A 20,514-nucleotide genomic window follows, 5' to 3' on the forward strand; every position below is an offset into this window, starting at 1 on the left:
TCCCATGGCCACCGCCGTGTTCCGCATCTTTCAAGAGATGCTGAGCAATGTGGCGCGCCACGCCCACGCCACCGAGGTCGAGATCCGGCTGTGCGCCATGCCCAGCGACCTGACCCTGCGCGTGAAGGACAACGGCCGCGGCGCCCCGCCCAGCGTGTTCAACAGCCCCAACGCCTATGGCGTGATGGGCATGCGGGAACGGGCCGGCCACTTCGGCGGCTGGCTGCACATCGACAGCCAGATGGGCAAGGGCACGCAGATCATCCTGAGCATGCCGCTGTACCAGCAGGCCTCCGCGCAGGCGGCCCGGCAGGAGCGTGCGGCATGAGTGCGTCAATCAAGGTGATGCTGGTCGATGACCACCTCATCGTGCGCCAGGGCCTGCGCCAGGTGCTGGCCGACGCCGAAGGCTTGAGCGTGGTGGCCGACGCCGCCGATGGCGTGCAGGCCCTGCAGCTCATCCGCCAGCGCATGGGCGATCCGATGCAGGGCCTGGACGTGGTCATGCTGGACATTGCCATGCCCGGCCGCGATGGGCTCGAAGTGCTCAAGCAGATCAAGGCCGAGTACCCCGGGCTGGCTGTGCTCATGCTCAGCACCTACCCTGACAAGCAGTTCGCCGTGCGCTGCCTGCGCGCGGGCGCCGCCGGCTACCTCAACAAGAGCGCCGACCCCGACGAGATGGTGATGGCCTTGCGCAAGGCCGCGCAGGGCGGCGTGTACCTCAGCGCCAACGTGGCCGAGGTGCTGGCGACCTCGATCAGCGAGGTGCGCGACAAGCCTGGGCACGAAAGCCTGTCGCGGCGCGAGCACCAGGTCTTCCTGCTGCTGGCCGAGGGCCGCAGCGTGGGCCAGATCGCGGAACTGCTGCACCTGTCGTCGAACACCGTGTCCACCTACCGCGCGCGCATTCTGGACAAGACCGGCACACGCAACGATGTCGAGCTGGCCTTGTACGCCGTGCGGCAACAGGTGGTCAGCGTTGCTTGACAAGCCGGTGTAGGGCCAGCCCTACAGGCGAATCATGGATGCCGTGATGGTGCGATGAGGCGCGGTTTCCTACAGTGGGACCCCAACGAAGGATCGATGCCATGAGCGACGCCACCCCCATCACCCGCCCACCCCTGCCGCCTTTCACCGAAGAGACCGCGCGCCTCAAGGTGCAGATGGCCGAGGACGCCTGGAACTCGAAGGACCCCGAGCGCTGCGCCAATGCCTACACCGAGGATTCGTGGTGGCGCAACCGCAGCGAGTTCCTGCAGGGCCGCGAGGCGATCAAGGCCTTCCTGGCGCGCAAGTGGGCCAAGGAACACCAGTACACGCTGAAGAAGCGCTTGTTTGCCTTCACCGCCAACCGCATCGGCGTGTGCTTCGAATACGAATACCACGACGACGCCGGCCAATGGTGGCGCGCCTACGGCAACGAAAACTGGACCTTCGACGAGCGCGGCCTGATGGCCCGGCGCGAAGCCAGCATCAACGACGTTCCCATCCTCGCATCCGAACGCCAACTTTGACACCCTGAACCCTGAAGGACCGCCACCATGAACCGCGAAGACGTGACCGACCTCATCATCGAAGCCAAAGTCAGGAAGGGTCTGAAGTGGTCCGACGTGGCCACCCAGGTGGGTCTGAGCAAGGAATGGGTGACCGCCGGCTGCCTGGGCCAGATGACCTTCACGGCCGGGCAGGCCGCCACCGTGGCCGAGGTCTTCGGCCTGCCCGACGAGGCCAAATTGTGGCTGCAGGAAGTGCCCTACAAAGGCTCGCTGCCCACGTCGGTGCCCACCGATCCGCTGATCTACCGCTTTTACGAGCTCATCAGCGTGTACGGCACGACCTTCAAGGCCTTGATCCATGAAGAGTTCGGCGACGGGATCATGAGCGCCATCGACTTCAAGATGGACCTCCAGCGCGAGGCCAACCCGGCAGGTGACCGGGTCAGCATCGTCATGTCGGGCAAGTTCCTGCCCTACAAGACCTACTGAACCGGTTCACTTCAACGGGGCCACAGCACCCAGGCCGACATCGGCTGTTTGGTGCGCCCGGCCTGCGCCAGGGCTTCATCGCCCCAACCCCAGAAGTAGTCGGCGCGAACGCCGCCGATGATGGCCCCGCCCGTGTCTTGCGCCAGCACCAGGCGTTGCAGTGATTGCGGCGCGGGTGGGCTGGTGTTCCAGGGCTGGGGCACGGTGGTGTCCAGCCACATGGGCGTGCCCAAAGGCACGGCTTCGCGGTCGACCGCCACCGAACGGCCTGGCACCAGGGGCACGCCTTGCGCCCCCACCGGCCCCACCGTGGGATCGGCCAGCGCCTCTTCCCGGAAGAACACCATGCGGGGGTTGGCGCGCAGCATTTCGGGCACGCGCTGCGGGTTCTGCGCGGCCCAGGTGCGGATGGCGGGCCAGGAGGCCTGTTCCAGCGTGAACGCGCCCTGGTCCACCAGCCAACGGGCCACCGATTGGTAAGGCTGGTCGTTGTGACCGGCGAAGGCGAGGCGAACCGTGCGGGGCTGGCCTTGCGGATTCAACTCGTCCTGCAGGCGCACGCGGCCCGAGCCTTGCACCTGGATCAGCAGGGCGTCCAGTGGGTCGGCCAGGTAGACCACTTCGCGGCCGGCCACCGAGGCCCGCGCCTCGGGCAAGGTGTCGAGTTCGGCGCGCGTGTAATGCGGCTTGCGCACGCCCAGGTCGGCGGGGGCCTTGTACAAGGGGAACTGGTAACGGGCGTCGGGCTTGCGTTTCGCGTCCAGCAGGGGCTCGAAATAGCCGGTCAGGAGGCCGGTGGTCTGGCCATCCAGCGTGTTCAGGCGCCAGGGGCGCAGGTGGCCCTCCAGCCATTGGCGCACGAAGTCATCGGCCACCTGCCGGCCCCAGTCGGCGCCCAGCTCGCGCACTTCGGTGCACACCGCGGCCCAGCCCGGGCCGGGCTTCTGGCAGCTTTGCCACAGGGCGGGCCAGGATTCGCTCACCCGGTCTTGCGACCAGCCAGGCAGGTCGGTGTACTGGGCGGGGGTCCAGAGGGCGCGGGGCCGCAGCAGGTCGCCGCGTCCATCGGGCAAGGGCATGACCGTGCCGGGAGGCACCGTTGGGGCGCGCGCGACAATGGGGGCCGAAGACCGCAGCGAAGGGCCGCTGCTGCAGGCCGCGAGGCCTGCCAAAACCAGGGCCGCCATGGCCCGTTTGTGAAACTGGTGAACCGTCATGTGGTTGATTGTGCTGGAAGCTTTGGGGGCGCTCGCCCTCTTCCTGTTCCTCATGTGGTGGACGATGTTCTCGGGCCGCCGCCATGGCGAACTGCCCGAGGAGGACATCAACGCGGGGGCAGCAGGAAGCTCAGGGGACGCTGCCTCAGCCGACGCCGCAAAGCGGCCTGGAGCCGAGCCCGGTCCTTGACGCGAACGCCGCGCGAGCGCATGGCCACGCGCAGGGCCAGCACGAAGCTCACGCCCACGTTCAGCAGCCCCGTCAAAGGGATGGCCGCCACGCACCACCAGAACTGAGGGTGGTGCAGCACCGCGGGCCCCAGGGTGCCCGCTGCCGCCGCGATCTGGCCGGTGGACAGGGTCACGTGGCGCACATCGAGCGGCAAGGCGAAGAAGCCCGCGATCACCGGCACCAGGCCCAGCATCAGGCCCAGCGACACGTTCGAGCCCAGGCCTGAGATGTTCTGGCGCCACCAGGCCGCCCAACGCACGGCGCGTTCGGGCCCCAGGGTGGCGCGGATGCGCGGGTTCCAGCGCAGGGCGCTGTCCAGCCGGTGCAGCACGAACCAGTTTTCCAGCCAGCCCGCGAACAGGCTGGAGCAGAACAGCAGCACGCCGGTGAAGCCGGCATACCAGAGCGAAGGGCCGAGCAGGGTCAGGCTGTCCAGCACATGCTGGGCGGTGTGCACGTCGATCATGGGCCGCTTGAAGACCCACCAGGACAGCGACTGGATGGCCAGCACCACCGGCGCCACCACCAGCACATTGCCCAGGATGCCCGCCACCTGCGAGCGGATCAGGTTGGCCACCTCGTCCACGAAGCCCTCGACCGCCTCGTCGCTGCGCGTGTCGGCCAGCTTGGCCGCCATGGCCGGCGCGGTCATGGCGGGCTGCTTGGTGGCCACGGTGAAATGCAGCAGCAGGATCAGCACGAAGCTGGTGGCGTAGTTGGTGCCGGCGGCCAGGCCGCTCCAGAAGGGCGACAGGCCCACGGCCAGGATCGCGAACTTGAGGAAGGTCGTGACCGACATCACCGCGCCGCCCCCGGCCGCGCGCTTGAACATGTCGAGGTAGGCGGCCCGGTCCCGGGTGATGTAGTGCTCGCCGGTTTCGGCGCTGCGCTCGGCCACCTTGCGCGCCAGCAGCGAGTAGTGCTGCGTGAACAGCGCCCGCACGCCGCTGCGTTTGGCCCCCACCAGGATCAGGTCCACGATCAAGGTGCGCAGGTCCGACGCCGGCTGGCTGGACAGCACGCAATCGAGCAACTGCTCGATGCGTCGGCAACGTTCGGTCAGCTGGTCGATCTGGAACACGATGTCGATCGACACCCCGTTCGATTCGAGGTGGTCATGGATGCCCTGGGCGGACCTCACGCAAGTGTCCAGCAAGGCGCGCAGGTACTGGGCCTCCTGGAGCAGCGTCTGCGTGGGCGCCCCGCTGTCGGGCGAGGGGCCGACCACGCTTTTCAGGGCCAGCACATGCAGGTTTTCGGCCACGTGCACCAGTTGCCGGAAAGCCTGCCGCGTCGGCGTGGGTGCCGCCACTTCGGCCCCCGATTCCACGCCATCGAAATCGACGTCGACCCGCATGCCCATGCGCCCGCGCAACTCGCGCGAAAAGCCCTCGGCCCGCACCTGGCTCGACAGGAACATGATCGCGTCGTAGAAAGGCTCGTGCCAGCCCAGGGGCTCGGACTCGATCGCGTCGATGGCCTCGCGCCACAGCAGCGCCAGGTCCGACAACAGGGCATCGTCCAGCTTCAGCAGCCATTCGGTGTCCCGGGCTTCGCTGAACAGCAGGCTGAACAGGCTGGCCAGGTCGGTGGTCGCCGGGCTCATGGGCAGCATGCGCGTGCGCAGGCGTTCGCCCAGTTCGTCGATGAAGGAGGTGCGGGCGGCGAAGCCGTAATCGGCCAACAGCGCGGCCACGTCGATGTCGCGCCAGAAAGCCGACAGCAGGGCCACGACCCGGGTGCGGCGCTCGGAGTTCGGTGCCAGCTGGCGCACGATGTATTTCACGCCGGAGACCGGCTCGCCCGCGCGGACCCAATCCATCAGCTGCACCAACCACAGGTGCCGTTCGGCCAGGGGCATGTCACCGCTGGCTGAATCGAGCAACTGGCTGATGCTGACTGGTCCACCGGGGCGCGGCAACCAGCGTCGTTTGGTCTTGCGGGGCGTTGTCGTCGTGTCCGGAGTCAAATGCGCGACCTCATCTCAATGCAGGGACTGTGACCGTGCCAGCGAAAAAGGCTCGATGGGGGCGTCGAAAGGGTGGGCCTGCTCGGTCATGCAGAAGAAGGTGCCTTGCATCAGGCCATGCGGCGTGTTCAGGCGTGTCCAGCTGGTGTATTCGAACTTCTCGCCGGGCTGCAGCATGGGCTGGTGGCCCACCACGCCCAGTCCGCGCACCTCTTCGACATGGCCGGTGGCGTCGGTGATCACCCAGTGGCGGCCGATCAACTGCGCGGGCACGTTGCCGCTGTTCACGATGGTGACGGTGTATGAGAAGGCGTACTCTTGCTGAGAGGGGTTGCTCTGTTCTTCAAGGAACTGTGGCACCACGGCGCATGTGAATTGGGGATGACTCATTCGGCCCATTCTAGGAAGTCGAAACGCAAACTCGGTGAAACGGCGTCTGAATAACCCTCGATCCCGCTGGGGATGCCGTCGTTCAGCCAGACCGCGATGGTGGCACGAAAAGAGGGCACGACTTTGAGGTACAACCGGGCATGACCGACGAGTACCAGATCGAGATCCCGCCTTCCTTCTACGATTTGCACACCGACGCCCGGCACCGTCTGACCGTGCCGATGGCTTTGGTGCGCGAGCGCTACGAGGTGTGCGAGGACCTGGCCAACCACATGGTGGAGCATTGCCAGGGCGTGCAGCGCGACATCGGCGTGGCCGAGGACGAGGTGCTGGTGCGTTGCCACCGTGGGCTGATGGTGCCCGAGGCGGGTCTGTCGCCTGACGAGGCGGGGTGGGTGGTGACGCGGTTGGCGGAGTTGCTGGGATGGGCGCCTATCGAGCTGGACGATAACGACGCGCCGCAGGCTGACGACGGCGAATCCGCCACGCGCTGAAGGCCAGGCCGGCGACCATCAGCGACCAAGTGCTGGGTTCGGGCACCGTGGCCATCAGGCCTTGCGGCCCCAGCTTGGCGCCGGATTCGGCGAGGACATCGAAGCCCGTGACCTCGCCCCCCGGCCCGCGGGCCACGATGCCCTTGAGCAAGGCCGTGTTGAGGAAATCCGCGCTGTTCGAGGCGCCATGACAGCAGGGGTAAGCGCTGCTCAGCAAGGCCACCTCGACCGTGAAAGGCACGCCCCACTGTATGTCGAAATTGGCGGTGCTCGTCACCAGCGCCGATCCACTCAAGCTGCCCGGCCCGATCGCGAAGGAGCCTGGCAGGCCGGTGGCGCCACCCCGCACATAAGGCGTGTCGGCGCTGCCGTAGGTGGTGGCCATGAAGGAATCCCAGATGTACCGACCGTTGACGCGGATGCCCAGGCGCACATCGGCTTGCTGCGCATAAGGCGAGTGGGACAGGCTTTGCATCGCCCCCTCGACCAGGAAGGTGAAATCTGTGGAGCCCGCTGTGCCGGTGGCGATGCCGGTTTTGCGCAAGGTCAGGGTGTCGGTGAAGCTGGCGAAGGCGGCCGCCTGGTGGTAGGTGCTGGACGAAGTGCCGCCCGTCGCCGTGCCTTCGGTGGACACGCCCACCGACCAGTAATCGGCCCGGGCCTGGGCCGAGCCGGTGTAGGTCCCCAGGCCACTGACCATCGGCGCCGTGCCCGTCTGGCTCGCCGTCAAGGGGCCTGATGCCGCCACATGGTCATCGATGCCACCGGCCAGATTGCAGCCGCTGAAGCCCTCGGTGGGGATGGCCACGCCCGCGAACCAGCCATTGCCGATGGTGGGGCCGGACGTGGCGCAGGCGAAGATGCTGCCCGTGCCTTGAGCGTTGCCGGCGACCACGCCGGCGTAGGCGCGCAATTGGGCGGCGTGGGATGGCAGGGCTGCGGCTGTGACAAGGCCGAATAAGACGGAGGTGAGGCGGACAACCATGTGAGCACTCCTGGCGGTGGATTGATGCGATCCGCCAAGTTAAGGCGGAGCCCTGCGTGGTCACAACCCCTAGTTTGTTGTTGGGGCAGCTTGTCCTGCAGGTGATGATTGCGCCGGACTCGGACGGGGATCAAGCATGGTGCGGTGCCGGGCACCAGCCACATCAAGGCCACGCCAGCGTAGAGCGCGCAGGCGATCCACGGCGATCAGATGGTGGAAACCACCGCTACACCGTACACCACGGGCGAAATGCGGCCCTTGCAAAATTGAAGTCTGCTGTGAACCCAATGCGTATCGTCGTCGGTGTCGCTTTGACGGAGCTCGACAGAATCCTTTATGACGGAAATGGATAAGGCCGAGTTTGAGGCCGCCTGTCAAATTGTGCTGACAAGCGATTCAAATGTCTGCAATCCTCTTGCCATTACCATTGGGGAGCACGATGAACAACGAATACAAATTGGGATGTCATGAAGGCGAATCGCTTGGTTACTTGCGGGTTGTTGAGTTTGGGTGTGATGTCAGTGATTACTGGATGCGCGAGGGCTGTATCAACGCCTGACGCAAGCAACTCCACGGCTACTCGGTCACTCAGTGCCTCGATTGCTTCCTTGTCCAAAGCTGAAGCGCCTACTCTGGCCACGGTCAAGCCGCCGGGCAATCCCAAGATCAGCGACCATTTCATCAGCGAGAAGAAGCTTGAAGCCTTGCCAGTTCGCCGGCAGCCACCGGAACTCGCCAAGGCGCTGGCCGATTTGCAGACGGGCTCTATCGAAGAGCGTAAGGCCAGACTCAGGGCCAAGACCGTGGCCGACATGGTCTATGTGCGGGGTGGTGCCTTCATGCGCGGGGATTTTGCTCGGTTGATGGGCGTTCCCGGCGTGACGCGCATGACCTACAACGAGGACGATAAGGTGCTCAAGGAGATCACCTTGAGTGACTTCTGGATCGGTAAATACAAAGTGACGTACGCCGAGTTCGATGTGTTCACGGATGCCACGGCGAGGGCGAGGACAGGCACCGAATACGATGCCAAATACAGGCATCTCGCTATTCCCGCCCATGCTCACTGGCAAAACGCCCGCGAGTACTGTCTGTGGTTAGGTCAACTCACTGGTTTGCCAATGGATTTGCCCACCGAGGCGCAGTGGGAATATGCGGCGCGTAGCCGGGGGCAGTTTTTCGCCATCCCCACGAATGACGGCACCATCGAATACGGCACGAATGTGCCTTATGGGGCCGAGGAGGAAATGCTGTCGCCGGTTGGAAGCATGGATCGCTACCCCATCAGCCTGTTTCCACCTAACCCGCTGGGCCTCTACGACATGAGCGGCGATGGTGCAGAGTGGGTGAAGGATTGGTACGCCGAAGACGCCTATGCAAAAGCTGGCACCAATGACCCGCAGGGCCCAGCCACTGGCACCCACAAGGTGACTCGCTCTTGGTGGAGCAACGACCTCAAGATCGGGGTGGCTGTATGGCGGCGAAAGGAAGAGCCGATGCCTGTCGAGAAGGACGAAGATACCGGCAAGTTGGTTCCTAGCCCATCAGCATATGCGCCTGCCATGCGCTGCGCCGTCAATTCACCGCGCTGACGGACATTAGGCCATGTCGCAGTAGAAGCCACCTTCCGCGGAGGCAAAGAGCGGATGGTCACGGTGGAGGCTTTCGCGTAATAGGGCGTAGCCAGGATCTGAACTTGCCAGAGCCATTTGCCCGCGAACCGGCTCATCCATCAGCGATGGCAGTACTGCGTCGTACCAAGCGCCAAAATCTCCATTCATGGCCAGTTGATCCACCGTTCCAGCCCTTCCCATGGCGATGAAGTGTGGGTCCATCGTTTTGCGCACCATTTGCTGGAATTGGTTTTGGTAGTCGGTGCGTATGCCGGGTAAATCCAGACCGCCAGGGCCTTCTGCAGCGAAGAAATTCTTGAGTTCGCCCAAGTTGCGATCCAATGATGTCTTCTTGCCTTGAGGGTGGATGTGCTGGATCACGTTCTTCAGATCACTGGCGATGGTCGCTTGTCGCAGTACGGCCAGCACGGCCTTGCGTTGTGTGGGTAAATAGGCATTGCCTAGACCGCCTCCATCCAAAGCCCAACTCACCGCTCCAAAGCGGGTCAGCTGGTAGATGAGCATGCCCTTGCTCTCGGGGGTGGAGAAGCGCACACCCTCCAGGTTGTCCAGCACTCGCCTGGCCAGCGCCAAGTTCGCGGACTCTTCTTTGAATTTGGTGTTGAGATCGTCAACAGCCTTTGACAAGGCTAGTTCGCCCTTACCAAAGTACGCGGCAACATCTTTACCCTCTGCCACCAAAACGTAGCCAAGATATTTCAGTGCCTCAAACGCCCTTTTCGCAATGAATACCAACGACCTGAACCCCGCGTTCAGCAGGTTGTAGTACATCCAATACACAAAGCTGGCCAACTGCTTGGCACCCACCGCCATGGTGACAGTGCCTTCGGCTCCAATGCCCAGGCAAATGCCCGCGTGGGCTGTGATGCGGAAGATGCCATCCACGTAGTCGATGTTTAGCTTCGCCGAGCCGGCCAGGCCGAGCATGCCCTCAAGTTGAGGCGCGATGCTGGCGAAGACCTCGAACTTTTTGTCCTGACTGTGCGGATTGCGCCATTGCACCGCGCCTGAGATGCCCAGCCCACCTTTCGCGCCAGCGAAGAAGCTCACTTCAACCGCGACCCCGGCGGTGTCCTTCCAGTCGTCGTCGGTGCCGGTCACGTCCACGGCCTTTCGACGTCTGGTCTTGCGGCGACTGCCTTTGATCTGCGGCATCTTGCCTGGCTTGGCCTTGCCGTCCACGTCTTGCGCATCGATGTCTTTCATTTCCACGCCGATGGACACTTCGCCAGCGAGGCTGACGCCGATCACACCCTTGAGTTCAGCGCTGCAAGCCAGCCGGATGGCGCCCAGGTCGTAGCGGCCACTGTCCACCGACTTGCCTTTGGCAACGTCCACCAGTTGCTCGGCATCCAGGTAGTACAGCAACACGCCTTCTTTGCTGGGCAGGTACAGGTTGCCGGCCGCCTTGCCTTCGGCAAATGCCACCTCCACGCTGCCCTCGGCCTTGAGGTTCACGCTGCCTTTGAGCGGAGCAATCTCGCCACTCAGGCTGCCGCCGCTGTAGTAACGCATGGCCGCTGCTTCGGCGCTGAAATCCACGTCACCCAGTTCCACGTCGCCCCAGACGACCTTGCCTTCTCCACTGGCATGTGCATTGGCATTCCATTTCTCCAGCGACTCCGGCCCGAGTGTGCCCACGTTGCTGATTTCCAGCTTCACGAAGTCTTTGCTGGACACCTTGGCCGCCATCACCTGCTCGCCAAGGTATTGCTTGAGTTTGGTTCGATCGATCTTGCGCTTGCCACTCTGATCCTTCTGGTAGACCTCGGCCCATTTCATGGACTTCTTGTCTTTGAACTTGGGCCAGTTCTTCTTGCCCAGTGTTTCTGAGTTGACGTAGCGCAATGGGCCGAGTCCCCGGTAGCGGGCTTCCTGTTCGAACTTGTCTTTGAGTCCAACCCCGGTCTTGACGTTCCACTTTCGGTTGAGATCCAGCCCCTTTTGCTTCCAGTCGCCATTGGCCTTGTCCGGCGTGACTTTGTAGGGCTTGTCGCCGGCCTTGTCCATCAGTGGCACCATCTCGATCAAGCTCTTGCCAGCGCTTCCCAGTTTGTCAAGGGCTTGCATTTCCTTGCGAACCGCTTCGGTGGTTTCTTCGCGCCACTTGACGGACAAACCTTGGGCAGCGCGGGCATCGTCTTCGATGTCTTTGCTGATGCTCAAGGGGTTGCTGGCCTTTGCCGTGGCGATCAGAAGCAGGCGCTCATCGGCCAGTGCGAGGACCTCATTGGCCAGAAGCTGTGCATGGATGAGTCGATTCCAGGTATCGAATTCATTGTGCAGGGCGGGAACATCGGCGGCGGGAATGGCATAGACCTCGCCCGTGTCCAGGCGAAGGTAGGTCATGGGTTCGGCTCTGACCTGAATTGATACGGTGCTGCCAGCTATGGTGTTGGCGGTCCCCTGACCAATGGGGGTGGTGTGTTCCGATGCAACGATGGCGTTCATGGTATTGGCTGATGAGAGGAAACCCTGAGGTCAGTGTCCCCAATAGATCTTGAGCGTTTCGGCTTTGGAAGAGGTGATCCGAGATGTACGTCCCGTGGCATCAGTGATGCCGCTGGCAACCACCTCTCCTTTGCTGTTTTCAATTCGGTAGGGGGTGCCTGCCAGAAGAACGGCAGTGTCCTGGTCTTTCAGCACGAACTGCTCATCGAACAGGTCCTTGGCTTTGCTCAGTGAAGGCTCGTTGCCTGATGCACCGCTGCCAGATGTCAACTCCTTCATCGCCCCTTTGAACGAGGCCGCCCCACTGGTCCCGACCTCGATGTCGCCACCTTCGATCTGGATGTAACTGCCCCCGCCATTCAGCATGATCCTGTTGGGCGCGCTGATGACGACGCTGGCCGCCGTGCTCTGCAGGTCGATGCCCTTCTCGGCCGTCAAGGTGAAGCGATCGCTCTGCGCCTGCACATTCACATTGCCGCTGGCCGCATGCAACTTCAAACCCACGTCCTGCACCGCGCGCTGGCCATCCTTGGCCTCGCCACGCGTGAACAGGCTGATGCCATCCTTGACAGCCCAGGCCGCATGGCGCTGGCTCAGCAGGTTCGTGTCCTGCCCTGCGGTGATGGTTGCGTTCTGCCCGGCACTGACAACCGTGTGGGCGGGCGTGGCGCTGCTGATGTCGGCGGCGGCGCTCAGGACCAGGTCAGGCCGCTCGGTGACGGGGATGCTGCCGTGGCCGCCATCGATGGCCAGGATCTCGGCGTCGGACGGCGATGAGGACGACGATGCCCCACCGGTAGACGATTGCGTCCCTTTCAAGCTCACCAGCGTGGCCTGCAAGGCCTTTTGCGCATTCAGCTGATCAGCGCTTGGCTCTCCAGGCAACTTGGCCAGGTGCGTTTGCGCGTTCTCGCTCAATGACTTGAGCAACTCGGCATGGCTGTGCAACTGGCTTTGCGCTTCGCGCGTGTTGGTGGGCTGCCCTTGCGCCGTGCTGGTGCCGCCTGGCCGCCCAAAGGTGCTGATGTGCAAGCCGCTGCCGGCGCGCAAGGCACCTTGCGCCTGCGTGTGCAGTTCCAAACCATGGCCACGCCGAGCCAGGCGCTGGTTGTCGTTCTGTTGCAGCAGGTGGCCGATCTGCAGCCAGGTCTGGCTTTGCGTGGTGTGCGCCAGCAGGCGGCCTTGGCCAGGCGTGTCGTCGAACACCAGTTGGTTGTGGCCGCCGTTGCCGCTCTGGCTGCTGTCCAGGCTCTGGCTCTTGAAGCCGCTCAGGGTGGCGGTGTGGGCATGGCTTTCATGCTCGCCTTGCTTCTGGTCACCAGGGAACCAAGCGGGCGCGTTGCCCCTGGCCTCGGCAGCGCCCGCGTTCACCTCGTTGCCTTGTGCATTGCCGGAACCCTGGCCGTTGTAGGCTGCGCCGATCACCACGGGGCGGTCGATGTCGCCTTCGAGGAAGGCCACCACCACTTCCTGGCCCAGGCGCGGGATGAAGCCGCTGCCCCAGTTGGCGCCGGCCCAGTCCTGGGCCACGCGCACCCAGGTGCCCGAGGCGTCGGAGGCTGGCGCGTTGTCGGCGTCAGGCGTGGGCGAAGTGTGGCCCAGTCGGTGGCTGCTCTGCGCGCCGCGCTGCCAGTGGAATTGCACCTTGATGCGGCCGTCACGGTCGGTGTGCACGGGTTCGCCCAGGCCCACCACCAAGGCGGTCTGTGTGCCGTCGATGGACGGGCGGGGATGCAGGCGCCGGCCGCGCTCATCGACCAGCAAAGGGCGCACGGGGATGCTGGCGCGCTGCGCGGTGAAACGGGCTTCGTACAAGGGCTCGTCGCTGCCGTTGGCCAGCGTGCTTTTGAACCAGGGCGCCACCGGCCCCAGCAGGTGCTGAAGGCCGGCTTGCGCGTCGGCGCTGAGGTTGTTGCGCGCCTGGTGCGTCACGCTCAGCACCACGAAGCGCGCGGCCTCGTCGCCCTCGCTCAAAGGGTGTTCGAAATGATCGCGCAGCACGAAGGCCGTGGCCGGGGCCAAGGTGCGCACGGTGCCGCGCCCGTGGAACTGCTTGCGCCGGGCTTCCAGGGCCTGCAGGTGCACCGTGGCCAGGCGTTGGGCTTCCTCGGGCGTCTCGAAAGCGTAGGCGCCGGGCTGATCGTGGTGCGCCAGGACGAAGTCTTGTCCATGGCCGGCATCGACCTGGGCGCTGCCGTGGTGGTTGTCCACGCTGCGGTAGTCCCAGCTGGCCAGCTTGAGGCTGGACGTGCCCAGACGACGGTGCCCGCGCCAGTGCGTGATGCTGTCTTCCTTCATCACCGCGCCCGGCTGGGTGAAGCGGATGCTCGCTTGGGCGTTGGGTTGGAGCGCGCCGTTCTGGTCGGCGATGACCAGGGTGTGGCTGCCCAGCGTGGCGGGGTCGCCGGGATGGCCGGTGTGTTCCCACCAGCCAAACAGGCCGTTGTCGGCCATGAGCCGGGTCACGAAAGCCAGGTCGGTTTCGTTGAACTGGCCGAGGGTGGAGAGCACGGGGTAGACCGATGCATCGGCGATGTCGAGCCGGTAGGCGGCGCTCAGGGCACCCTGCCCTGCGTAGTCGGCGAACACCGTTTCCAAAATGCCGAGCACGCTGAGGTTCTGGAAGGTCCACGAATCGACGCGTGTTCGCAAAAACGCCAGCCAGGGTTCGATGACGATCTGGTAGCGCGCATGGCCACCGTCGGAGCCCAGCAGGCGGAACTCGGTGACGTGGCCATGGAAGGGGCGCAGCGCGCTGCGGCTTTGCGAGGTGAGCAGTTCCAGCAGCACCGGCTGGCCCAGCAGGTCGTGCGCCTGCAGGTGGGCATTGCGGCTCAAGGCCAGCAGCTCGATGCGGTCGGGTTCGCCACCGTTGGCCGGGCCGATGGCTTGGGTGATCTCGGCGCGTTCGGCCATCAGCACATCCGGGCCCAGGGGCGTGTGCAGGCGCAGCAGGCGGGTGTGCTGGCGCTCGCCCAGCGACGACAGCTCGGCCAGCAGGCGGTCGAACTGGTCGTGCGCGGCGCTGGCCAATGAACTGGGCAGCTCGGAAAGGTCGGTCATGCGGGATCCCTGAATCTTGTGGCGATCGGGGCGGCGAGGCCCCGGCGCAGAATCGGGAAGTTATCGCAAAACCGGCCACCGGATCGGGGCCAACCCCCGCATGGGGGCGTCGTTGGGCCCGTGAAAGTGCAAGCAAATGTTGTTTTGAGGGCCTGCTGCGCGCGCATCCACGGCGGGTCAGGGTGAGGCCCGGAGGCGGATCGGCCGCGCCTCCTTAAAATGGTGGCCTGACCCCAACCCGGCCCTTCACGAGCCCCCTCCCATGTCGCGCACCTTCCGCATCGCCCCCAGCATCCTTTCGGCCGACTTCGCCCGCCTGGGCCAGGAGGTGCGCGACGTCATCGACGCCGGCGCCGACTGGATCCACTTCGACGTGATGGACAACCATTACGTGCCCAACCTCACCTTCGGGCCGATGATTTGCCAGGCGCTGCGCCAGCATTCGGTCAAGGCCGACGGCACCAAGGTGCCCATCGACGTGCACCTGATGGTGCAGCCGGTGGACAGCCTGGCCGTGGCCTTCGCCAAGGCGGGCGCCGACATCATCACCTTCCACCCCGACGCGTCCACTCACGTGGACCGCACCCTGCAGCTCATCAAGGCCGAGGGCGTGCAGGCGGGCCTGGTGTTCAACCCCGCCGCGCCCATCGACGTGCTGGAATGGGTGATCGACAAGGTCGACGTGGTGCTCTTGATGAGCGTGAACCCCGGCTTCGGCGGCCAGAGCTTCATCGACAGCGCGCTGCGCAAGGCCGAAAAAGTGCGCAAGCTGATCGACGCCTCGGGCCGCGACATCCGCCTGGAGATCGATGGCGGCGTGAAGGTGGACAACATCCGCCGCGTGGCCGACAGTGGTGCCGACACCTTCGTGGCGGGCAGCGCCATCTTCGGGCAGAAGGACTACAAGGCGGTGATCGACGCGATGCGGGCGGAACTGGCCCGCTGACGAACGAACGCGGGCCGTGCGGCTGTAACGGCTGCACACGCGCCCACCGAGGCTGAGGCTATCCTCGGTGGATGCCTTCCACGCCCATTTCGATCACATCCCGCCTGCCCGACGTCGGCACCACCATCTTCACGGTGATGTCGGCCCTCGCGCAGCAGCACGGGGCCATCAACCTGTCGCAAGGCTTCCCGGATTTCGACGCGCCGCGAGAGCTGCTCGACCTGCTGGACCAGCACACGCGCGCCGGCCACAACCAGTACGCGCCGATGGCCGGGGTGCCGGTGCTGCGCGAGGCCATCGCGGCCAAGGCCGAGGCCCTGTATGGGGCGACCTACGACCCCGACACCGAGGTCACGGTCACGGCCGGGGCCACGCAGGCCATCTTCACGGCCGTGGCCAGCCTGGTGCGGCGCGGTGACGAGGTCATCGTCTTCGAGCCGGTGTACGACAGTTACGGACCGGCCATCGAGCTGAATGGTGGCAAGCCCGTGTACGCGCGGCTGGCGCTGCCCGATTACAAGCCCGACTGGGCCCAGGTCGGCAAGCTGATCACCAAGCGCACGCGCATGATCATCATCAACTCGCCACACAACCCCACGGGCGCGACCTTGTCGGGGGAGGACCTGCTGGCGCTGCAGGCCCTGGTGCAAGGCACGAACATCGTGGTGCTGAGCGACGAGGTCTACGAGCACATGGTGTTCGATGGCGCGCGCCACGAAAGCGTCATGCGCTACCGCGGCCTGGCCGAGCGCAGCTTCGTGGTGTCCAGCTTCGGCAAGACCTACCACGTCACGGGCTGGAAGGTCGCCTACTGCCTGGCGCCGCGCGAACTGATGGCCGAGTTCCGCAAGGCCCAACGGTTCGTGGTGTTCACCGTGCATGGGCCCTCTCAATACGCCTTGGCCGACTTCATGAAGAAAAGTGACTGGTATGCGGAGCTGAACGCCCTGTACCAAGGCAAGCGCGACATCTTTCGCCAGGCCATCTCAGGGTCGAACTTCGAGTTGATGCCTTGCCAGGGCACCTATTTCCAGTGCGTGAAGTACAGCGCGATCAGCGACGAGGGCGACCGCGCTTTCGTCGAGCGCCTGACCACCGAGCACGGCGTGGCGGCCATTCCGGTGTCGGCCTTCTACAAGCAGCAAGACGACTTCGGCGTGATCCGTTTTTGTTTTGCCAAGTCGGCGGCCACGCTGGGCAAGGCGCTGGACAAGCTGGTCAAACTGTAGGCCTGGATTCTCTCAAGGGGGCAAGGCCACCTGCCTGAGCGAGTTGGCGGTGTCCGCCGAGAACAGCCACAAGGATGTCTTGATATCGAAGACGGTGTTGCTGTCCTCGACCGTGTACCAGCGGGGCGAGAACAGCAGGTTCTGGGCACCCGTCCAGCCATGCTGGACTGCGCGCGCGTCGGCGTACACCGCACCATTGCCAGGCAAGGTGCCCAGGGTGGTCTTGGCGAAGCTGGCGGTGTCGTAGGCCACCACCTTGCCGTCGCCACAATCGAACCGCTCCGGCAGGGGCTCGCACCAGATCAGCTTCTGCATCGACACGCTGTCGGGTCGGTACACCGGGTGGATGACGGCGGTGATCAGCTGGATGTTGCTGGCCACCAATGCCTGGCCACTGCCGTTGTCCCGGATCTTGCGGAGCGTCGGGTTCGGGCTCTCCGACCATTGGGTGTAATACACCAGGCCATTTTCGACGTTGACCACCATGGTCTCGTCATACGGCTGCCCTTGCACCAGCGCCTGCCGGTTGGACGCATCACGGCGAATGGACCACAAGACTCGACCGTTCCGGGGCGGCAAGTTGATGTTGTCTTCGTCTTGAAGCACCAGGACCGAGGTGGTAGTCAGCCACAGGCTGTTGGCGTTGCCGCCCTCGTCGGGCAGGGAGCTGAGCGTGGATACCGTGCCTGCCTCATTGACCGACAGCAACTGATGGCCGTTGGCCAAGTACAGGCCCTGCTCATCTCGCTGATAGATGAGTGGCGCGGACCTGTCCGTCAGGCTGGCCAGGACGGGGCCCAGGGTCGGGGTGGTGCTGCTGCGGTCCAGCACCCGAAGCTGGGCACCGACCTGCACCAGCCACCGTGTGCTCTGCCCTGGCAGCGGTGCCAGCAGGCGGACGAACTGGTCCGGCGCGACATCGCCGGGGAAGGTGTGCAGCGTCTGGGTCAGGTCGTTGGACTTGATGACGATGCGCCGAAGACCGGCATCCAGGGTCAGCAGTCCGGTGGACCCATCCTGCCCATCGGCCAGGGAGTTCAGGACCACTGTCTGGCTGCTGGGAACGCCGATGGCGTCGGTGGTGCTCGGCATGCTGGAGAAGACCAGCACCTTGCCGTTGTCGAAGGACTGGGCACAATCGCCATCCGCGCCGCTGGTGCGCACCACCAGCCAAGCGTGCCGGCCATCGCCTTGCACCGGAAAGATCTCCGGGTCGAAGCCGCAAGCGTTGGTGAGCGATGAGATGCGTTGCGGCGTGAGCGTCATGCCACCGCCGATGTCTATCTGGAACACTTTCCCCTGTTGCACGTAGTGCAGCAGTTGGGGCCCCAAATACTGGATGTTGTTGGTGCTCGCATCACGTTGCTGGCCTTCGCTCACGAACCAGGTGGCGTGGTCGGACCTTGCCACCAGATCGGTGTGCCAGACCACTTCGCCGCTCAGCCTGTCCACCACATTCAGCTGATGCGTGAGGTTGCTGGTCAGTCCCTGATAGGTGTCGGCCACTGCATAGCGGATGCTGATGCTCGACGGGTTGGCGGACAAGGCCGCCACCTCGCCATCTGCGGCTGCTTGTCGGGGGGGCTCGCTGGGGTTGCCGCCACCGCCACAGGCCGCGAGCAAGGCTACGCCCAAAACAGGCGCCCAACGGAGGACGCGGAACCACGAAACGCACTGCTGAGCCATGAAGGCTTTCTCCCTGGGGTCTTTTTGGACAACGGTGGATTGTCGCCCAGGCGGGCCCCGAATCCAGCCCCCGGCTTGGAGGGTGGACAAGCCAAGCCCCCGTTGGTCAAGCCTTGAGCCGCCCCCGGATGCGGCTGAGCGACACCGGCGTCACGCCCAGATACCGCGCCAGGTCCTTCTGCGGTATGCGCTGGGCCAGGCCAGGGTGCGTGCGCATGAAGGCCTCGTAGCGCTGGGGCGGCGTCAATGTCAGCAGGTCGCGTTCGCGCAGTTCTTTGCGGGTGGCGTAGTCCTTCCAGCCGCTGAGCAGGGCCTGCTGCCAGGGCTGCTGTTGGCGGGCGGTCTCTTCCAGCCAGGGGTAGTGCAGGCGCTCGAGTTCGCAGGCTTCCAGCGCTTCGCAGGCGTAGCTGCTCAGGCCGCCGACCAGGGCCGTGAGGCTGCAGAAGAAGGCGCCTTCGGCCACGAAGTCCTGCACCCATTCATCGCCACTGGCGCCGCGGTACAGCAGCTTGAGGCAGCCCTGGCGCACCACGTACAGGTAGGGGTGCGGCTGGCCCACCTCGAACAGCACCTGGCCCTTTTCCAGGCGCATCAGCTGGATGTGGTCTTCGGCGCCGTCGAGCCAGGGCACGTCGTCGCCAGCGAGGGCGCGCAGCACACGCCAGCTGAACAGGTCGTTCTTATCGAAGGTTAATGACATGGTGCGTGCGGTGCCCGAGCATGGCGCCATCGATCACAAGAACGACAGTATGACCATGAACATGGCTGACCTGCCCCAGTTGTCCGAGAGCCCGACCGATTGGATCGACGAGGTCTTCTCGCGGCAACTCCCCACCTCGCTGGCCCTGCGCACCTCGACGGCGCCACAACGCATCGCCAAATTGCGCCGTTTCGCGGACGCCCTGGTGGCCCGGCGTTCTGCCTGGTACGAGGCTTTCGCGCAGGACTTTTCCAAGCCCCCGGCCGAGGTCGAGTCGACCGAACTGCTGCCGGTGATCGAGGAGGTTCGCCATGCCGTGAGCCACCTGCGCCGCTGGATGAAGCCGGTGCGCGTGCGCGCGACCTGGTTGACGCTGGGCACGCACTCGCGCGTCGAAGCCCAGCCGCGCGGCCGTTGCCTGATCCTGGGGCCCTGGAACTACCCGGTCAACACGGTGTTGTGCCCTTTGGTGTCGGCCATCGCAGCGGGCAACACCGTGATCGTCAAGCCTTCGGAGTTGACGCCTGCGGTGTCCCGCCTGGTGGGTGAACTGATCGCCGAAGTCTTCGTGCCCGAAGAGGTGGTGGTGGTGCCCGGTGGTGTGAGCACGGCGCAGCACCTGCTGAGCTTGCCCTTCGACCACATCTTCTTCACCGGTTCGCCCGCCGTGGGCAAGCTGGTGATGAAGGCCGCGGCCGACCACCTCAGCTCGGTCACGCTGGAACTGGGGGGGCAGTCGCCGGTGATCGTGGACGAGACGGCGGACCTGCACAAGGCGGCCGAGGTGGTGATGTGGGGCAAGCTGATCAACCTGGGCCAGTCTTGCGTGGCGCCCGACCATGTCTTCGTGCACCGCAGCGTGCGCGCGGCTTTCGTGCGGGCTTGCGCGGAGGTGGTGCGCGCGCGCTTTGGCCAAAGCGACGCCGAACAGCAGGCCAGCCCCGATCTGGCGCGCATCATCAACCTGCGGCACACCGGGCGCATCGCGCAGCTGGTGTCGCAGGCCGTTGAGGCGGGCGCGACCGTGGCCCTGGGCCGTCCGGCCGACCACGCGCAACGCTTCGTTCCGCCCACCTTGCTGACCGACTTGCCGGCCGGCTCCGACATCCTGGACGAGGAGATCTTCGGCCCCGTGCTGCCCATCATCGACTACGGCTCGCTCGACGAGGTGATCGCGCGGATCAATGCCAAGCCCAAGCCGCTGGCGCTCTACATCTGGAGCCGGCGCGGTTCGACGCAGAGTCGCTTGATCGAAGAGACCAGCTCGGGCGGCGTGTGCGTCAACCACTGCATGCTGCACTACGTGCACGGCGGCCTGCCCTTTGGCGGCGTCAACAACTCCGGCATGGGCAGTTCGCACGGGCACTTCGGCTTCAAGGCTTTTTCGCACGAACGCGCGGTGCTCAAGGCTGGTTGGACCTTGCCCGCGCGATTCATGTTCCCGCCGTACACGCCCTTCAAGGGCCGCTTGATGCGGGGTTTGGTCGAGGTGCTGCGACGGCTTTGACGAGCCGCACCTCGCGTGGCAGC

General features: G+C 64.9%; 17 protein-coding genes. 9 read left to right on the top strand and 8 right to left on the bottom strand.

Features of this window, described 5'->3' with window-relative positions; translation table 11 throughout:
• The 4 genes from ACREB4_RS12770 to cynS all read left to right on the top strand — a co-directional run.
• A partial coding sequence (locus tag ACREB4_RS12770) for a sensor histidine kinase (protein ID WP_431588606.1) occupies positions 1 to 328 on the top strand: 328 nt, incomplete at its 5' end.
• Complete coding sequence (locus ACREB4_RS12775) at positions 325 to 990, top strand: response regulator (protein ID WP_431588607.1); 666 nt, start codon at positions 325 to 327, stop codon at positions 988 to 990. The genes ACREB4_RS12770 and ACREB4_RS12775, both read left to right, overlap by 4 nt.
• Positions 991 to 1,091: 101 nt before the next feature.
• Positions 1,092 to 1,517 carry a DUF1348 family protein gene (locus ACREB4_RS12780; RefSeq protein ID WP_431588608.1) on the top strand — a complete coding sequence of 142 codons (426 nt, stop codon included), beginning with the start codon at positions 1,092 to 1,094 and terminating at the stop codon, positions 1,515 to 1,517.
• A gap of 27 nt (positions 1,518 to 1,544) precedes the next feature.
• Positions 1,545 to 1,988 (top strand): cyanase, encoded by a 444-nt coding sequence (gene cynS / locus ACREB4_RS12785; RefSeq protein WP_431588609.1) that lies wholly within the window; start codon positions 1,545 to 1,547, stop codon positions 1,986 to 1,988.
• An 11-nt stretch (positions 1,989 to 1,999) separates the two neighbouring features.
• On the opposite strand, the gene mltA is transcribed toward cynS, so the two are convergent.
• The 3 genes from mltA to apaG form a co-directional block, all read right to left on the bottom strand.
• The gene (gene mltA, locus ACREB4_RS12790; protein WP_431588610.1) at positions 2,000 to 3,175 is read right to left on the bottom strand and encodes a murein transglycosylase A; all 1,176 of its coding nucleotides are present in this window, start codon (positions 3,173 to 3,175) and stop codon (positions 2,000 to 2,002) included.
• 137 nt (positions 3,176 to 3,312) lie between these two features.
• The gene (locus ACREB4_RS12795) at positions 3,313 to 5,322 is read right to left on the bottom strand and encodes a site-specific recombinase (protein ID WP_431588611.1); all 2,010 of its coding nucleotides are present in this window, start codon (positions 5,320 to 5,322) and stop codon (positions 3,313 to 3,315) included.
• Positions 5,323 to 5,421: 99 nt separating this feature from the next.
• Complete coding sequence (apaG, locus tag ACREB4_RS12800) at positions 5,422 to 5,796, bottom strand: Co2+/Mg2+ efflux protein ApaG (protein ID WP_431588612.1); 375 nt, start codon at positions 5,794 to 5,796, stop codon at positions 5,422 to 5,424.
• Positions 5,797 to 5,936: 140 nt separating this feature from the next.
• Between apaG and ACREB4_RS12805 the strand changes: the two genes are divergently transcribed.
• Positions 5,937 to 6,290 carry a hypothetical protein gene (locus ACREB4_RS12805; RefSeq protein ID WP_431588613.1) on the top strand — a complete coding sequence of 118 codons (354 nt, stop codon included), beginning with the start codon at positions 5,937 to 5,939 and terminating at the stop codon, positions 6,288 to 6,290.
• On the opposite strand, the gene ACREB4_RS12810 is transcribed toward ACREB4_RS12805, so the two are convergent.
• The gene (locus ACREB4_RS12810) at positions 6,229 to 7,275 is read right to left on the bottom strand and encodes a PEP-CTERM sorting domain-containing protein (RefSeq protein ID WP_431588614.1); all 1,047 of its coding nucleotides are present in this window, start codon (positions 7,273 to 7,275) and stop codon (positions 6,229 to 6,231) included. The two genes, ACREB4_RS12805 and ACREB4_RS12810, sit on opposite strands and share 62 nt — an antisense overlap.
• A gap of 608 nt (positions 7,276 to 7,883) precedes the next feature.
• On the opposite strand from ACREB4_RS12810, the gene ACREB4_RS12815 reads away from it, so the two are divergent.
• Complete coding sequence (locus ACREB4_RS12815) at positions 7,884 to 8,867, top strand: formylglycine-generating enzyme family protein (RefSeq protein ID WP_431588615.1); 984 nt, start codon at positions 7,884 to 7,886, stop codon at positions 8,865 to 8,867.
• A gap of 6 nt (positions 8,868 to 8,873) precedes the next feature.
• On the opposite strand, the gene ACREB4_RS12820 is transcribed toward ACREB4_RS12815, so the two are convergent.
• Positions 8,874 to 11,360, bottom strand: coding sequence for a hypothetical protein (locus ACREB4_RS12820; RefSeq protein ID WP_431588616.1), 2,487 nt, complete (start codon positions 11,358 to 11,360; stop codon positions 8,874 to 8,876).
• A gap of 30 nt (positions 11,361 to 11,390) precedes the next feature.
• Complete coding sequence (locus tag ACREB4_RS12825; protein WP_431588617.1) at positions 11,391 to 14,423, bottom strand: type VI secretion system Vgr family protein; 3,033 nt, start codon at positions 14,421 to 14,423, stop codon at positions 11,391 to 11,393.
• A gap of 262 nt (positions 14,424 to 14,685) precedes the next feature.
• On the opposite strand from ACREB4_RS12825, the gene rpe reads away from it, so the two are divergent.
• Complete coding sequence (gene rpe, locus ACREB4_RS12830; protein WP_431588618.1) at positions 14,686 to 15,369, top strand: ribulose-phosphate 3-epimerase; 684 nt, start codon at positions 14,686 to 14,688, stop codon at positions 15,367 to 15,369.
• Positions 15,370 to 15,440: 71 nt separating this feature from the next.
• On the top strand, positions 15,441 to 16,598 hold the full coding sequence (locus tag ACREB4_RS12835) for a pyridoxal phosphate-dependent aminotransferase (protein ID WP_431588619.1): 1,158 nt from the start codon (positions 15,441 to 15,443) through the stop codon (positions 16,596 to 16,598).
• A gap of 12 nt (positions 16,599 to 16,610) precedes the next feature.
• Here ACREB4_RS12835 and ACREB4_RS12840 read toward each other — a convergent pair whose 3' ends face one another.
• Together ACREB4_RS12840 and ACREB4_RS12845 are read right to left on the bottom strand one after the other, a co-directional pair.
• Positions 16,611 to 18,284 (bottom strand): hypothetical protein, encoded by a 1,674-nt coding sequence (locus ACREB4_RS12840; RefSeq protein WP_431588620.1) that lies wholly within the window; start codon positions 18,282 to 18,284, stop codon positions 16,611 to 16,613.
• 106 nt (positions 18,285 to 18,390) lie between these two features.
• Complete coding sequence (locus tag ACREB4_RS12845; protein ID WP_431588621.1) at positions 18,391 to 18,984, bottom strand: Crp/Fnr family transcriptional regulator; 594 nt, start codon at positions 18,982 to 18,984, stop codon at positions 18,391 to 18,393.
• A 61-nt stretch (positions 18,985 to 19,045) separates the two neighbouring features.
• Between ACREB4_RS12845 and ACREB4_RS12850 the strand changes: the two genes are divergently transcribed.
• Positions 19,046 to 20,491, top strand: coding sequence for an aldehyde dehydrogenase family protein (locus ACREB4_RS12850; protein WP_431588622.1), 1,446 nt, complete (start codon positions 19,046 to 19,048; stop codon positions 20,489 to 20,491).
• Positions 20,492 to 20,514 lie beyond the last annotated feature (23 nt).

It is taken from the genome of Aquabacterium sp. (assembly GCF_050725395.1).
In the GTDB taxonomy this organism is placed as follows: Bacteria; Pseudomonadota; Gammaproteobacteria; order Burkholderiales; family Burkholderiaceae_C; genus Aquabacterium.